This window comes from Parcubacteria group bacterium (genome assembly GCA_016204045.1).
GTDB lineage: Bacteria > Patescibacteriota > Minisyncoccia > Phycocordibacterales > UBA2135 > JACQLQ01.
This window is the reverse complement of sequence record JACQLQ010000004.1, coordinates 25,779-40,746: the sequence shown is the minus strand read 5'-3', so window position 1 is coordinate 40,746 and position 14,968 is coordinate 25,779. Positions and strand designations below refer to the sequence as shown.

The window sequence follows — 14,968 nt, the reverse complement described above, 5'->3', positions numbered from 1 at the left end:
CCTAAAAGATATTGCGGGACATTGCCCGTAATGTCCCGCAATATCGCCACATTTTAAGACACTAACCGCCCTTGGAGGGCTTTAGTGTCTCAAAATGTATATTGTAGGACGCTACATCAAGCTTGAACCAGCCTACCCCTTCTTTGTCTGGCGACCCCACTATTCAGCAGAAATCAAAAAGCGGCTTCTCAAGCCGCCCGTACATCAAGTTAAGGTCTTCCAGCCAGCATCACAACTCTCTTGGCATCAAAGTTGAACCCCGAACCATCAAAACCACCATACAACTCTTGTGGAACGAAACCAGCACTCTTCAGGATTCTAGCCAAATCAGCAGGACAATATAGCTTAAGTTCAACATTTGCCGTTTCCTCTGTTCCTTTGTCGAGATCCTGGTGTGTATTTATCGCTCGTTCCGTGTTAGTTCCAAAATCGAAGGTCCTTTTATGCAGGAACCGTCCCCTACCATCAGCCGTCTCCTCCCAGTTATGGCCCCTGAAGTTTTTTACGATCCAGAACAAACTTATTGTATCTATTAACACTTTGGCGTCCGGCTTAAGCGCGGCAAATAAACGTTTTAGTGCCACGATATCGTCCTCTTCACCAAAGTAACCAAGTCCGGCCGTAAACAGGTTCACGGCGTAATCCGCTTGAATGTGAGGCGGTGTGTCTCGAAAATCAGCGCACACAGTGGTTATTTCTACTCCTTCACGCTCTGCGTGTTCGCGTGCTCGTTCGAGATATTTGGCTGAGAAATCAAGAATAGTGACCCGAAAGCCCCTCTTGGCAAGCGGGATTGCGTGCCTACCCCAGCCACCACACCAGTCGAGAATATGACTACCGGGTTCTGGTTTGAGCAACGCAAGAACGCCATCAATTTCTTTTTCGGGATCTTTCGGCAGTCTGCCAAAGCGAGTGTACGTCGTGCCATAGAAATCACGCGGACCACCAAAAAAAGACCCTGCCCAGTTCGCGTCTCGTGTCTTCTCTGTCATCACCTCTCCTATCAAGGCAACCCTCTAAAATGAAAATACAATACTATTACACTTTTGTCAAACTCACCTAAAAGATGTTAGCGATATGTAGGAGTTCTCTCTTTTACACCCGCTTGGTGCGAGGCAAGGCGCGCCAATGCAAATAGGAGCGATGAAAGACGGTTCATGTACGCCAAAGTATCTTTGGTGAGTTTCCGCTCTTTTGTATCGTGCAGTAAGACCACTCTCCTCTCAGTCCTCCGAGCTATGGTACGGACTACATCGAGAAGCGCCGAGAGCTCGGTTGCCCCCGCAATAGTAAATCCTTTGATAGGCGGAATAATGTTCTCTATAGTGTTTATATATCGTTCTGCTTGCGTTACTTTTTTCTTAACGATTTTCTTATCAGACCCCGCCACTTGAGCTTGCACGATAAATAGGTTTTCTTGTACCTCGTGGAGTATATAGGACACACTCACCTCTTTTCCATTTACACGAACAGATTCAGAGTCAATGTCTTCTGATTTTATTTCGTCGAGCGAAGATGCGAAATGAGAGCGTGTTCTCATTTCGTCCGAGCGAAGACGAAACATAGGCGAATGCCGCGCGGCTTGCCCCGAGGACGCCTTTATTTTGCAAAGCCCAATAAACGAGTTGAGCTCGTCTAATGACCCCAGCGCCTCAGCGAGTCTTGAGGCCTTTGAAAAACGCTCCTTTGAGTCGATCACTTTTGTTGTCCCCGCATCCCCTTTTCCGGTGTAGAGTGCCATAAAATAACGAGTGTTTTAACGAGTGTATTTTATGAGCACCGAGCATATAACGCGTTATGTGCTTTGGTGCCATACAATGACAATGTGCTAGCAGTATGCTATAAAAATCTTAGAATTTCAAGTGGCGGAAGTTTCCCATGGCAGGACACTACCCTGACTGCCCTGGCCCCGCCACGTGTTGGTGTGAGGTCAGACGGCTCTCGTTGGTACTTGGGCTCACCATAGCGATCTTAATTCTCGAGATTTTCGGCGGATGGTATTCAGGAAGCTTGGCTCTTTGGGCCGATGCTGGGCATGTGTTTACCGACAGTGCAGGAATTGTAGTGACGATCGGTGCTCTCGTGCTTATGCGCTTGTGGAAACAGAACAAGGCGCGAGAGGTAGCTTCGAGGATTAATATCGGGCTACTGTTTCTCTTGGCTGGTACCGTTGCTTTTGAGACGTTCGAGCGTCTCACAAATCCAGTTCCGGTCGTAAGCCCTGTCGTCATCGTCGTCATTGCCTCCATCGGTGGCATCGGAAATTTTTTCCAGCACAAGATGCTGAAGGCCTCGACAGAGAACCACGAGGCGTTATTGCAGCACATCTTCTCTGATTTGGTGTTGAGTATGGCCGTGGTTGTCGGTGGCGTTACCATGTGGGCATTTGGATGGTTCCTCGTCGACCCCCTTCTCTCACTTGTGATTGCACTTTGGATTTTTTATCAAGCGTTAAAGCTCGCGTTTGGCTCCGAGCACGGGCATTCTCACTAAATCAAAGCTGGCTACCTTGGGTAGCCAGCTTTTTCTACCTATGCAATGCCATGTGTGGCACAGTGTGGCGCCCTACGAGCATGTGCATGTCTCGCTTTCTGTAGTAGAGAATATTGAAGAGCAAAGTTGCTCCGGCGGCAATGAGGAATGTCCATTCAATAGAGAAGAAGAAAAGGGCAAGCATGGTTCCTGCGATACCGACAACGTGGCCAATTTGGAGGGCCATCTCTTTTAATACAGTGAACTCGTCAACGTAGTGCCCTTGGTCTGCGGCAATTTCATATACAAGCGTGTCAAAGGGCGTCTCGGTGAAAATTTTCGTAATTCCATGATAAAAACCGGCAATGAAGATGTGAAATGCGGTCACGACAAACATTTTTCCAATCCAGCCGACGGCGGAGAGGATACTTCCAATGTGGAGCGTTTGGTAGCGTTTTCCCTCCGAAGTGTCCAGAAACTTACCCATCCCAAGCTGGAGGATGACGACAGCTCCGAAGATGACGGTCGAGACAACCCCGACATTAAAGAGGTCCCCCTTGAGAAGGAGGTAAACAAAGAGGGGCCACACCGCGATTGCGATGATGTTCTCGACACCCAACGCGGTAATAGCGATGAGCGGGTGTCGGTATTCACGCGAAAGAAGCTTATTCCACGTCTCGCCATATCCCCAGCTATACGACTCGTTTACTTGTGGCAAGTTGAAGAGCGGGATGAGCGAGAGAGCATATAATGCAATGACAACCGAGAAGAGCACACCAAAACCTGTTTGATCCAAAATATACCCGGCGACGATGGGTCCCACAACACCTGTAATAGAGACCATGGCATACATAGCAGAAACTCCCTTCCCGCGATCTTTCGGATCCGCAAACTTAGCAAAGTCTACATGGTATGGAATCCAGAAAAAAAGTTTGAAGAGCGTTGTCACGACGAGTGCGAGTGGAATAAGGAGAAGCACATTCTCCGCGTCGGTAAACGCCAGGATTGCAAAATAGAGCATCCCAAAAATAGATCCAAGGATTAAGGCGCGCTTGAATCCAAACCGATTCATGAATTGCATGCCAAGTGGTAGCAAAAAAGCGTACATAAAAGATGCTACACCAAAGAAGGCCAGGACCAGGAAAATATTTTCGTCAAAAAGCTCGAATAGGAAAATAGGCAAGAAAACAGTGAGGAGGGACAAGGCCATCTTCCGTATGGCTTGTGAGGAAAAAAGCGAAACGAATCCCCTATTCAGTTTGTGGGTAAAATACACCATGCCAAATTATGGTTATATCTTATCAAAAAAAGCACGAAACCGCTTAGCGTATCGATCTAGCGTTGGGTTTTTTGCCTCAAGGTGGCTCAGTTTTGTCTTAAGCCACTGATACTCCATTGAGAGTAAATAGATGCCGAGGAAGATAAAAAGGATACCTTGGACAAAAGGCAAGACCAGCCCCCCTAAGCCAATAACAATAAATGCTCCGCCCAGGACAGTTATCGCACTTTTTTTAAGATTTTTTTCCATACTGTGTTTTATTTAAGTCCAGGGCAATTACTTGCTGGAGTATATCCCGCTTTTTGCGCATCTTCCTCGTTCTGAAACCAAACCTTATTTGTTTCAGTAATACGCGCTGCCCCAGAACACCATGGGAAATGATATTTTCCGCCGTTTCGAGAGGCAACAACCTGCCCCAGGATTGCCCCACCAAGGTCGTTGACGGATCCTAGAGCGCCCAGGGACGTGTTCTGCTCGATCTGTATAGACTCCCTAGCTTCTTTGTCAGTCGAAAGCCGTCCTAGCCCGAATCCCCCGAAACCAACCAATATAATTAGGGCAATAATAAACCAGTCCTCTTGCCTATCGAGTGTGCGGAACGCTACTTTGACTTTTTCTAGGATATCAGGTAGCATAGTAGATTACGACTTTGGCACCGGAGCACATAAAGCATTATGTGCTCGGTGCTCATAAAATATACTCGCTAAAATACTCGTTATTTTATGGCACATAAGAAAGCAGGTGGCTCGGCAAAAAACCTAACGGATTCAAACCCGAAATATCTCGGAACCAAGGTGCACGATGGTCAAAAAACCAAAGTGGGTTTTGTCGTGGTACGACAGCGAGGTACCAAAATCCTTCCGGGGAAAAACATTGGCGTTGGTAAGGACCACACCCTCTTTGCGCTCAAAGATGGTATTGTCAAGTTCGAAGAGATTCGGAAGACTCATTACACAGGAAAGACGTGGAGGCGAAAGCGAGTCTCTGTTGTCTAACACTCTCCCTACTGACTCGCTTCTATCTTGAGCGTAAAGCGGGCTTCCTTTTTACCTCCCTCCACTTTAATCTCATACTCCCCTACTTTCTTAATGGGGGCATCAAAGATTAGAGATTCAACCGGAACACTTGTTCCGGTTTTCTCTTGCAAGGCGAGGCGAACACGTTCTCCGTCAATCCCTTCAAATAAACTTCCCTTACTATTGGCTTTGAGTACGAGCGTCACAATCTGTCCGTCAATTTTGGTAAGGGCCTTGGCCAGAGTTGCTTCCCACTCCTTTCCTTTGCGTGCGCGCTCTTCTCCATGTTTCTTTACACGAAGTAGGGCCCCTTGAGTTGCCACCTCTGCCTTCCCTTGAGGTATGAGCAAATTGCGTGCGAAGCCATCCGCAATGTCTTTGACCTCGTATTTCCGACCGACCTTTGGCACGTCCTGCAGTAATATTATTTTCATCGTAGTAAACTTCGTTATCTTGAAAGGAGTAAATCCACTGCTTTATTAAGTTGCGGGTCCTTTTTCTTTTCTCTGTCCTCGTCTGTCATTTCTACCACATACATAGGCACGATACCATCCTTTGAAATAAGCGTTCCTTTGGGTGTTCGCCAGTGCGCAACCGTCAACTTGAGCGAGGTGTCAGCCGTAATCTTTATAAGTTCTTGGACAGAACCCTTACCAAAAGTTTGGCTCCCTACCAAATCAGCGATTTCATGTTCTGCCAAAGCCCCAGCAACAATTTCTGAAGCGGATGCGGAGCCCTTGTCTACAAGAATAATCATCTTGAGGTTGTCGTTGAAGACATCGTATCCCCTGCTTCGGTAAATGATGTCTAAGTCTTCCTTGCCCGGACCAAAATCTTCCGTGACAATGACTTTGCCCGCGGGCAAAAACCAGCTTGATATATCAACGGCCGCCTCCAAGAAGCCCCCCGGATTTCCTCGCAGATCAAGAATTAGCTTATTACTCCCCGACAATACGAACTCGCGGAGCGATTCGCGAAAGACCCTCGGCGATTGCCCCGAGAAGTTATACAGCTGGATTACAAAAATGCCGTCTTTGCGCAGTTCCGTATCTATGGTGGGAATGGTAATGACTGCCCGTTTTACAGCAACCTCAAATGATCCCTTGCGGCCTTCACGAAGGATGGTGAGGGTTACCTCGGTGCCAATCTCTCCGCGAATGAGCCGCACGGCTTCTTCGAGAGAAATATCCGCAGTGACCTCGTCGCCTATTTTTAAGATTTGATCCCCCGCCTCAATGCCTGCCCGTGCCGCAGGCGTGTCTTTGATCGGGGCGATGACGGTCAGGGTGTTGTCGCGCATTCCGATTTCCATCCCCACACCACCAAAATTACCTTGAATATTCTCCTCAAAGACCTCTGAATCGGCCGGGGGCAGAAAGACTGAATATGGGTCATTGAGTGACCCTACAAGCCCCTGTATAGCCCCCCATACCTTATCTTGTGCCGTCACCTCTCCCGGGGATGTCGTGCTATTTGTTGCCGGGACATACTTTTCGTTTACTGCGTTCCACGTTTCCCAAAACGGAGAAAAGTCAACAACCATCTCGTCGCTTGTGACCGGCGTCTCTTTGTTAATAAGCCCGCTTACTTTTAGAATTGCGGCCCTGTTCTCGTAGCCGACATATGTCCCAGCAAGAAACGAAGCTCCTATAATGAGGAGTGAGAAAAAGGCAAATGAAAGCGTCTTATTGGGGAGTTGCATGTAGTTACATTATCGCAAACACATCTGTTGTGGTCAATTCCACGCCGCGTTATACTAATTTAGTATACAGTATCTGACTTTTGCATGATTCATCTCCATAATACTCTCACTCGAGAAACAGAAGAGTTTAAGCCACTTAGACAGGGGGAGGTTTCAATGTACCACTGTGGGCCGACAGTATACGACAAGGCGCATATTGGGAACCTGCGCTCCTTTCTCTTTGCAGATATCACTCGTCGTGTTTTTGAATACAACGATTTCAAGGTAGTGCAGGTTATGAACATCACCGATGTTGGACATCTGACTTCCGACGCCGATGAAGGAGAAGACAAGATGACAGCTGGTCTTAAACGCGAGGGCATGGCTCCAACGCTTGAGAATATGCACTCCTTGGCAGATCGCTACATCCGTATTTTTGAAGCAGATACCGCTTCCCTCAATATCAAGAAGCCAGATGCCTTGCCGAGAGCGAGTGAGTTTGTCCCACAACAGATCGAACTCATCCAACGTTTAGAAGCCAAGGGTCTCGCCTATATCACCTCCGACGGAGTCTACTTTGATACAGGGAAATACCCTGACTACGGCAAGCTTGGCGGGGTGGCGGACCAGGACCACTCGCGCATCGGAATGAATGCCGAAAAGAAGAACCCGCGAGACTTTGCTCTGTGGAAATTTAACAAAAACCTCGGTTGGGAAAGCCCGTGGGGCAAGGGTTTCCCAGGATGGCATATAGAGTGCTCAGCGATGTCGATGAAGTATTTGGGAGAAGAGTTCGACATTCACACCGGAGGCGTCGACCACATAACAGTTCACCACAACAACGAAATCGCGCAGTCAGAAGCCGCAACAGGCAGGCCCTTGGCGCACTACTGGCTCCACAACGAGCATGTCCTGGTTAATAGCGAGAAGATGTCAAAGTCAAAAGGCAACTTTTTTACTCTTGAGGACGTCGTGAAGCGTGGCTTCTCCCCTCTTGCGTATCGCTACTTCCTTCTCCAGGCGCATTACCGTACGCAGATCAACTTCACCTGGGAAGCACTTGAGGCGTCGCAAAACGCACTCAACAAACTGCACGATCAGTTTCTTGCTCTCGCCAACGATGGGCCAGAAGCAGGAGAAGAGCCAAAAGAACATTTTCTCAAGGCGCTCAATGATGATTTGAATACTCCCCTCGCCCTCGCTGAGCTCTGGGATGTTGTACGTGATCGTGCTCTAAGTGGCGGAGAAAAGCGGGCGATACTGCTCGATTTTGACCGGGTTCTTGGACTAGGTTTTGACACACTCAAAAAAGAAGACATTCCATCAGAAGTGAAGAATCTTGCAGAAGAGCGCGAAGAAGCACGTGCCCAGAACGATTTTGCCAAAGCAGACATGCTCCGTAAGGAAGTTGAGGAGATGGGCTATAGGATAGACGATACTCCAAACGGACCAAAAATTCTCAAGTCCTAACGCCCTAATTTTGCGGCGCGACAATATTCACTGTTCGTGTTGATGTGGCAGTGTTTCCCGCGCTGTCAGTAGCCACGTAATCGATAAGATGTGTGGTTGTTGTTGCTGTATCAAGTTGGACTGGCGTCATTAGGATGCCATTAACGTATGTTGTATATCCGAGATTGCCGTTTACGTTGTCTGCGACTGTCGCACCATTGTCGGAATATGCGGCATTAAGCTCAATTTCCGCGGGGTTCGCTCCGGTAATAGTTATCGTCGGCGCTTCAGTATCGGGCGCTTCTTCATCGTCTGGGGTTTCAACTACTGGAGTTGTTGATGTCGCGATTAACCCCGCATTAGTGAGGAGTGACTGCAGTTCCGATTCGCCGATACAGGTGTCTCCCAAGCACAAGAGGTTGGTTATGGTCAACTTGCTCGCGAATAATTCGCTAAAGGAATTAGTTACTGCCGCAACACCGGTGACGGCCGCATCTTCAAGCTTCTCCACCTTCTCTGCAAGCGTCTGGAATGCCGCTAGAAGAGCGGTAACAAGTTTATAGAGGTCTACACCCTTGCCCCCTTTTGCGAGTACCTCTTCAGGCGCTTCTTCAGCAATCAACCCAAGACGTTCGGGGTCATCGCTTGCATCTTCGTGTTCGTAGTAGTATGTTGCAACCCCCAAGTCTTTGAGTTTTTCATAGAGCGATTCTTTCTGGAGATGCCCCAGGTACGAAATGTCCTTTTTCGCCTCTTTGGTTGAAATGTTTACAAAACTTTCTGCCGCCACATCTCCTATGACATGGAGGGTATAGGCGGGGGTTGTGGTGCCCACCCCGAGGCGACCTTCCGAGTCGATGTAGAGGGAGGGGGTTGTGGTGGGGGCGGAGGTGAGACTAATACGGGCGGCAATTTCCTGAACTGATTTGGTGAGCAGAAGTGGAAGATCCCCCGCACCGTCAATCTTTTTGTACCCACCGTCTTCTATGTTAGTGCTAATCCAGGATGGCAAGACCGTCTCCACTTCCTGAGCGATAAAACCGTTGACGCGCACACCGCCCTTATATCCCTTGCTTTGTGCTAACGCATTCCAACTAAACTCAACGGGACGTAGCTCAAGGAGTTCTTCCAATCCGTATTCGTACCCGACGATATCTTCCTTGAAAGCACTATCAGAGGCGCAGTCAGTAAAGTCGGCATCAACTCCTCCAACGTCACAAACGTCGCCTGCGCTTGTGATACGAAGCCGCTCTTGAAGTGTGTCGCCACTTGGTCTTGTCCAAAATGAGAGATAACCCCCTCGATTCCCAGTAACGGAGTCCTCTGCAAGGCCGCCTATTGCTGAAGAGTCCTCAAAGGAAGGTGCCGTTGTCGGCGTATTAAAGGAAATAGAGACCCCTTGGCCAGCGGTTCTCGCTTCAGTAGTTGTGAGGAGAATTGTCCCCGTTTGAGGCGTAGTACCGTCGGTAACGTTAAATTGCGCAGCGACAGTGGCAGACGAGCTTGCGTGAAGAGGATACGACGGGTTGTTTGTTCCAATTCCGACTTTTCCATCCGTATTAATCACAAATGAACTCGTATCATTCGCCTGGTCAGAAACAACGAACGAGGGTCCGGATCCGGTGTTTTCGATTGAGACAAGTCCCCACGCAGTTGAGGTGGCAAACCCGGCTCCCCCGCTCTGCCAAGTATCGCCTTCAGCATCAACGAGCCATTCGGTACTACCAACATCCTGAATTACCAGCAGGTTTCCATCAGTACCTACGGAAGCAACAGAGGTGCCGCTTCTTTTTCCAGAATACACGACAGTGGGTGCTACAGCAGACGTAGATTTTGCAGTGTTCGCTGTACCTGCATACCCCGTAAGGTAGATAGCATAGGCGGCTGTATCCTCTGAATAACCGGTGATTTCGATACCCCCGTCGTCTCCACTTGCCTTATCAAGAGCGCCATAGGTATCTAGCTCGACAAGAGACGTTATGCCGTGAGAGACGTCAGAAGATTTAAAGGCAAGTGCCTGGTTATCGGCTCCAGCTTGGTTAATCGTAAGCCCCTGCGTCATGTTGGCATTTGAAGAATCGCCGAAGAAAACATTACCACTGTTGGCAAACCGTACATTCATCGTACTTCCGTGATAAAAGTCCATATTGCCCGTGCCCCCGGTCAGCGCGAAAAGTACTCCTTCGGTCACTTGTCCTGCCCTAATATCAAACAGGGCACCGCTGCTTCTTCCTAGTTGGATGTTCGCGTCTTGACCATCTCCGTGGATGACAAGCTCCATATTAGATGTCATTGTCGTCGTTCCTACTCCGACTTGTCCATTACTTGCAATCACAAACGGTGTCGTATCATCCGCAACATCTTCAACATAGAAGGAGTGGCTTGAGCTGGTGTTGGTGATGAGGGCTCCCCCACCGTCGACAGAGAAGAGAGAACCAGGTGATGTGGTCCCAACCCCCACATTCCCTACATTGTTCACAATGAACTGATCGGTCGTTGAACCAATGCGGAAGGCATTCTGTCCTGAGGCGGTGTTAAGGTGGAGTTGTGCTCCGGGAGCAGCAGTACCGATACCTACGTTGTTTGACGAAAAATCATAGACGAAGCCGGTGGTCTCTAGAGCGAGACCTCCTGCGAGTGTGGTGGTTGCCGTCGTCGACGTGAGCGAGAGTGAAGAGCCAAGACGAAGAGCGCCAAGGACGTCGAGTCCTCCCGATATGGTAGACGTCGAGTTCGTCCCTGTAATGTCGAGGAAGCCTGCGATGGTAGAGGTTGCAGTCGTTGAGGTAGCACTAAAGTAGGAAGCGTCAATGACCGAGGTGGCGCGGATTGAACCGGCCACATCCAAGGCATACGTAGGAGTATTAGTGCGGATTCCCACATCTCCCTGTATCCCAGACACGTAGATAAAAGGTGTTGAGGTGCCCTTATCAGCCACGACAAAGATGGGAGTAATGTTGTTTGCAGTAGAGGGTGCGTCTACAGAGAGTACTCCCCACGGTGAGGTCGTTCCTATACCGAGCGATGTAGCAAAGATACCCGTCCTCCACGCAAGCCCATTTGTGGTGTCTCCGATATCAAGAAGGTTGTTCACGGTGGGGATAAGTGAAGATCCAATACGTGAGTTGAAGTAGGTGCTGTCGGTCGTCGTAGCATCACCAAGGGTTGCACTGTTTTCCACACTAAAGGTTGACGCTGTTGTTGTGGAGAGCGTGGTGCCTCCCGTAGAGAAGATACCGTTCGCATAGATATCTCCTTCGGCGTCAATCAAGAACCGTACAGCACCGTTTACAGAAGCGGAAATAAGGTTGGTATCAGAACCCGCAGAGGCAGGGTTCACAACAAGTGGAGCAACAAGCGGTTGTGCACCAGCAACTCCTGTCGCCCACGAAGCAAATGTATGGGGAGCTCCAGGAGTATTGTTAAAGACTGCTTGGCCAGAGAAAGTAGAGGTTGCTGTAGTTGAGGTTGCGGTAAAGTAGGTGGAAACTGTTTCTCCCACTACAGCAAGTGCGGCATACGGAGAAGATGTCCCAATACCTAGACGATAGTTGATGGTTGAAGCATTCGTTGTTGATGTGGCAGAGAACGACGGAATGGTTGCCGCTTCAAAAGCAGTGAGGGTCCCTGTCGTTTGTAAGTTTCCACTTATCGTACCTCCAGTGAGGAGTAGGTAGTTCGATACAGTGATGTCATCGGGGATGTCTGCATTGGTGAGTCCTGACACTCCCGAGACAGTAATAGAAGTTAGGGTGACATCGTTCAGTTGGTCGATTTTCTGAGAAAGAGCCACTGTACGGTATATTGTGTTTGTTTGTTGTGTGGTGGAGTTTCGTAGAGATGCAATATCCCCTCGCAAGATATTCAGTTGATCATCGAGGTTGGTTTGTGTGACACCGGGTATGACGCGCTCGACAATACGTTCCACGAGTTTGGGTGCCACAGGTGACTCAATCGTTATCCCGGAACGCTTAAGTTGGTTCACCTCATTTTGTAGCCGTGTAATTTCAGATTGGACTTGCCTCAACGGCGTGTTTGTAGTTGGTTCCGCAATAGCGGGGTTAGCCCGTGTCGAGCCCGATTCTTCTCCAAGAAGTTTCCGGCGCGCCTCTTCGATATCTTTCTCGGTGATTGTAACAGGCGTACCTTTTTTGTCTTGCGTCGTCGGCGTGGCATCATTGCCATCAAAAAGTGACGTTATCGTGTCATACAGGTTACGAGCCACACCTCCCGGGATATCAAGCAGAGCGGCGGTTAGTTGTTTCGTATCAGATATGCGAGTGTGTATTTGGTGGTATTGTCGCAGGATACTATCAGATGCATATGTAGCACTTGCCCCGACAACATCGATGATTTGGGCTAGAACTTCCTGTGTACGTGAAAAGAAGTGGTTGGGGTGGGTGGCGATTTCCATACTTCCCTTGCCCACTGTCGTAATGCGATGTGTCGCGTTTTCCATCCCAGAAGCAAGTACCGAAGCTATTCTTTCTCCCCCACCTTGAGTTGCCACTAGGACGTTCGAGAACAGGGTCGTGTACGTCGTGTAAGGAGTATCTCTAAGCAGATATACCCCACCCCCCAAGGCGGAAACCATGAGGAACCCTGTCACAACCCCTTTCGCCAGTTTTCCTAGCTCAATAAATGGCATGCTCGCCTGCCAGGCCTGAACAGGTAGGTTGCTGGCATGTCGCAGTATCTGCATTCCCGTTCCCCGAAACTTTTCGAATGCTGATGGAGTTTCGGTTTCTTTCGAGACTTCAACATCAGCTACCCGCTTTGTAAGAGGTTGTTCTACCGAAGCTGGCGTCGGTAGTGGTGATGCTGTTGTGACGACATCTTTTTTGTTTTCTTCCTCTTTTAATGACCCGAGGAGGAGATTGTCCCATGAATCTGTTTCAATGCTAGGCGGTGTCAGTTCTATAGCGCTTTCCGTCCTTAATGGTTCAGGAATTTCTGATAGTAACTCAACACCAGTTGTAATTGGGATTGTAACTGCGGCGTTCTCTCCAATAACTGGATTTTGCAGAGTGTCCACTTGTACATGCTCGGACGGGTTTGGAGTAGGCTCTATTGTGCTAGGGCTATTGGTTTGAGTAGTGTCGGCTTCCCGGCTTTGCTCATTTTCAAAACTTTTTTCACCGCCCTTGAAAAGATGATCCCCGTTTAATTGTTGCTGGTAGACTTCTATTGAATCTGGGTTGATAAACCAATTGCGGCCGATAAGCCTACCGTCAATTTTTTTAGCACGAGCAAGTCGACTCAAGTGATCGCTTGAATATTTGCTTCCCTCAGCAAGTCGTCTTGCCGACACATATTTTTTACCCTCAAAAAGAAGCTCGTCTCCCATAGGCACCAATTGCTTTTATTCTAGCAAGAACTATATTTTTCTTATATCGTTTTGACGACACAACTGTGGATAACAGGAAATTAAGAGAATACTCAAGTGCCCGGTAAAACACCTCTTGTTGGCTAAGCTCCTGTTTTGCGGAAGCAAAATTTACCCATCAACCTGCTGAAACTTAACAGGCTAGTATCGTCTTGTTGCTAGGTAGATGGATACCGCAGATGATGCTAGTCATGGAGCGGTTATGCACACCTTTCCCACAAAAATCTAGCATTTGTCGATATGTCGTCTTTCCGACACTGTGCTAGAATCTAACAATGGCCGAACAAACTACCTCCTCAAAAAACCCATCCGTTAGGGTTCCTCCGCAAAACATTGAAAGCGAGCGGGCGCTCTTGGGTTCGATTATGCTTCGTCCAGAGGCACTCTTTGATGTGATTGACGTTGTCTCCCCCGACTCCTTCTATTCGACAAAACATAGGATTGTCTTTCAGGCGATGCTAGATCTCCATGCGAAGCGGGAACCCGTTGATCTGCTGTCACTCTCCTCTCGTCTCTTAGAGAAAAAACAACTTGAGCATGTGGGCGGTCGCACGTATCTAGCAGAACTCGTTGAAGTGGTTCCCACTGCAACCAACGTCAAACATTATGCAGATATTGTTCAGCGCAAATTTATTCTGCGAGAACTTATCGGCGCTTCGGACTTCATAGGTGACCTCGGATACGATGAGGCGACTGAACCCGAAGAATTACTTGATCGTGCAGAAAAAAAGATTTTTGGTATAACAGGACTCTCTGGTTCCCGGAAATTTACCATGCTCAAAGACAGCTTGAGCGAAGCATGGGAACGACTTGATAAACTTCACAAATCGGAAAACAAGCTCCGTGGAGTCCCGACTGGTTATCGAGAACTAGACACTCTACTCGCGGGGCTTCAAAAGTCGGATCTCATCCTCCTTGCGGCGCGGCCAAGTATGGGTAAGACATCGCTCGCCCTTGATATTGCTCGACAGAGCGCGTGTCGGCACGGGACCCCCGTCGGTATCTTCTCCCTTGAAATGTCTTCACAGCAACTTGTGGACCGCATGCTTGCAGCAGAATCGCGTGTTGATGCGTGGAAGTTGCGTACGGGGAAAATTACAAGTGATGACGATTTTGTGAAGATCCAAGAAGCACTTGGACGTCTCTCTGCCGCCCCCATCTTCATTGATGACACTCCGGGCAACACCGTGCTTCAAATGCGCTCTGTCGCGAGGCGCCTTGTCCGTGAGCATGGGTTGGGTCTCCTTGTTATCGACTACCTACAGCTTATCCATACCTCGCGGCCATACGAGTCAATGGTTCAGCAGGTGACGGAGATCTCGCGCTCGCTCAAGGGACTCGCGCGTGAGCTTGATGTCCCAATACTTGCGCTATCGCAGCTTTCTCGCGCAGTCGAACAACGTCGTGACAAACCGAGGCTTTCTGACCTACGTGACTCAGGCTCATTGGAGCAAGACTCGGACGTGGTGATGTTTATTCACAGAGCTGACAAGTATAAAGAAGATACTGAAAAAACAAACATAGCCGAGATTTTAATAGAAAAACACCGAAATGGACCAACTGGCAAAATCGAGCTTTTCTTCGATGAGAAGAGGGCAACCTTTGTATCCCTTGAGAAAGAAGGTGGTATGTCAGTAAGAACCCAACCTCCGCCAGGCGACGCTGGTGATGATGCCTTCTAACTA

12 protein-coding genes are annotated in these 14,968 nt (G+C 48.8%); 4 read left to right on the top strand and 8 right to left on the bottom strand.

Annotated features, from left to right (window positions below):
- Window positions 1-209 precede the first annotated feature (209 nt).
- Together HY455_02645 and HY455_02640 are read right to left on the bottom strand one after the other, a co-directional pair.
- A complete protein-coding gene (locus tag HY455_02645; protein ID MBI4118403.1) occupies window positions 210-992 on the bottom strand; it encodes a methyltransferase domain-containing protein in 783 nt (260 codons plus the stop codon).
- 77 nt (window positions 993-1,069) lie between these two features.
- Complete coding sequence (locus HY455_02640; GenBank protein ID MBI4118402.1) at window positions 1,070-1,741, bottom strand: ATP:cob(I)alamin adenosyltransferase; 672 nt, start codon at window positions 1,739-1,741, stop codon at window positions 1,070-1,072.
- A 137-nt stretch (window positions 1,742-1,878) separates the two neighbouring features.
- Here HY455_02640 and HY455_02635 point away from each other — a divergent pair, with 137 nt between their 5' ends.
- Entirely contained in the window at window positions 1,879-2,493 is a 615-nt protein-coding gene (locus HY455_02635) for a cation transporter (protein MBI4118401.1), read from the top strand.
- A gap of 34 nt (window positions 2,494-2,527) precedes the next feature.
- Here the strand turns inward: HY455_02635 and HY455_02630 are convergent, their stop codons facing one another.
- The 3 genes from HY455_02630 to HY455_02620 are packed head-to-tail and all read right to left on the bottom strand — an operon-like array spanning window position 2,528 to window position 4,386.
- Window positions 2,528-3,751 carry an MFS transporter gene (locus tag HY455_02630; protein MBI4118400.1) on the bottom strand — a complete coding sequence of 408 codons (1,224 nt, stop codon included), beginning with the start codon at window positions 3,749-3,751 and terminating at the stop codon, window positions 2,528-2,530.
- A 12-nt stretch (window positions 3,752-3,763) separates the two neighbouring features.
- Window positions 3,764-4,000, bottom strand: coding sequence for a hypothetical protein (locus HY455_02625; GenBank protein ID MBI4118399.1), 237 nt, complete (start codon window positions 3,998-4,000; stop codon window positions 3,764-3,766).
- An 8-nt stretch (window positions 4,001-4,008) separates the two neighbouring features.
- Window positions 4,009-4,386 (bottom strand): hypothetical protein, encoded by a 378-nt coding sequence (locus tag HY455_02620; protein ID MBI4118398.1) that lies wholly within the window; start codon window positions 4,384-4,386, stop codon window positions 4,009-4,011.
- 87 nt (window positions 4,387-4,473) lie between these two features.
- Between HY455_02620 and rpmA the strand changes: the two genes are divergently transcribed.
- Window positions 4,474-4,746, top strand: coding sequence for a 50S ribosomal protein L27 (gene rpmA, locus HY455_02615; protein MBI4118397.1), 273 nt, complete (start codon window positions 4,474-4,476; stop codon window positions 4,744-4,746).
- 8 nt (window positions 4,747-4,754) lie between these two features.
- On the opposite strand, the gene rplI is transcribed toward rpmA, so the two are convergent.
- Together rplI and HY455_02605 are read right to left on the bottom strand one after the other, a co-directional pair.
- Window positions 4,755-5,201 (bottom strand): 50S ribosomal protein L9, encoded by a 447-nt coding sequence (gene rplI / locus HY455_02610; protein MBI4118396.1) that lies wholly within the window; start codon window positions 5,199-5,201, stop codon window positions 4,755-4,757.
- Between the two features lie 14 nt (window positions 5,202-5,215).
- A complete protein-coding gene (locus tag HY455_02605) occupies window positions 5,216-6,469 on the bottom strand; it encodes a S41 family peptidase (protein ID MBI4118395.1) in 1,254 nt (417 codons plus the stop codon).
- Window positions 6,470-6,553: 84 nt separating this feature from the next.
- On the opposite strand from HY455_02605, the gene HY455_02600 reads away from it, so the two are divergent.
- A complete protein-coding gene (locus HY455_02600; GenBank protein ID MBI4118394.1) occupies window positions 6,554-7,918 on the top strand; it encodes a cysteine--tRNA ligase in 1,365 nt (454 codons plus the stop codon).
- Between the two features lie 4 nt (window positions 7,919-7,922).
- Here HY455_02600 and HY455_02595 read toward each other — a convergent pair whose 3' ends face one another.
- Window positions 7,923-12,932: a tail fiber domain-containing protein gene (locus HY455_02595; GenBank protein MBI4118393.1), complete on the bottom strand. Its 5,010-nt coding sequence runs from the start codon at window positions 12,930-12,932 to the stop codon at window positions 7,923-7,925.
- Between the two features lie 626 nt (window positions 12,933-13,558).
- On the opposite strand from HY455_02595, the gene dnaB reads away from it, so the two are divergent.
- Entirely contained in the window at window positions 13,559-14,965 is a 1,407-nt protein-coding gene (dnaB, locus tag HY455_02590; GenBank protein MBI4118392.1) for a replicative DNA helicase, read from the top strand.
- Window positions 14,966-14,968: the final 3 nt, after the last annotated feature.

What these genes read in the sequence shown, in the direction of transcription:
- dnaB (MBI4118392.1), top strand. Translation starts at nt 13,559, where the DNA reads ATGGCCGAACAAACTACCTCCTCAAAAAACCCATCCGTTAGGGTTCCT.
- rpmA (MBI4118397.1), top strand. Translation starts at nt 4,474, where the DNA reads ATGGCACATAAGAAAGCAGGTGGCTCGGCAAAAAACCTAACGGATTCA.
- HY455_02630 (MBI4118400.1), bottom strand. Translation starts at nt 3,751, where the DNA reads ATGGTGTATTTTACCCACAAACTGAATAGGGGATTCGTTTCGCTTTTT.
- HY455_02625 (MBI4118399.1), bottom strand. Translation starts at nt 4,000, where the DNA reads ATGGAAAAAAATCTTAAAAAAAGTGCGATAACTGTCCTGGGCGGAGCA.
- HY455_02640 (MBI4118402.1), bottom strand. Translation starts at nt 1,741, where the DNA reads ATGGCACTCTACACCGGAAAAGGGGATGCGGGGACAACAAAAGTGATC.
- HY455_02620 (MBI4118398.1), bottom strand. Translation starts at nt 4,386, where the DNA reads ATGCTACCTGATATCCTAGAAAAAGTCAAAGTAGCGTTCCGCACACTC.
- HY455_02605 (MBI4118395.1), bottom strand. Translation starts at nt 6,469, where the DNA reads ATGCAACTCCCCAATAAGACGCTTTCATTTGCCTTTTTCTCACTCCTC.
- HY455_02635 (MBI4118401.1), top strand. Translation starts at nt 1,879, where the DNA reads ATGGCAGGACACTACCCTGACTGCCCTGGCCCCGCCACGTGTTGGTGT.
- HY455_02600 (MBI4118394.1), top strand. Translation starts at nt 6,554, where the DNA reads ATGATTCATCTCCATAATACTCTCACTCGAGAAACAGAAGAGTTTAAG.
- HY455_02645 (MBI4118403.1), bottom strand. Translation starts at nt 992, where the DNA reads ATGACAGAGAAGACACGAGACGCGAACTGGGCAGGGTCTTTTTTTGGT.
- rplI (MBI4118396.1), bottom strand. Translation starts at nt 5,201, where the DNA reads ATGAAAATAATATTACTGCAGGACGTGCCAAAGGTCGGTCGGAAATAC.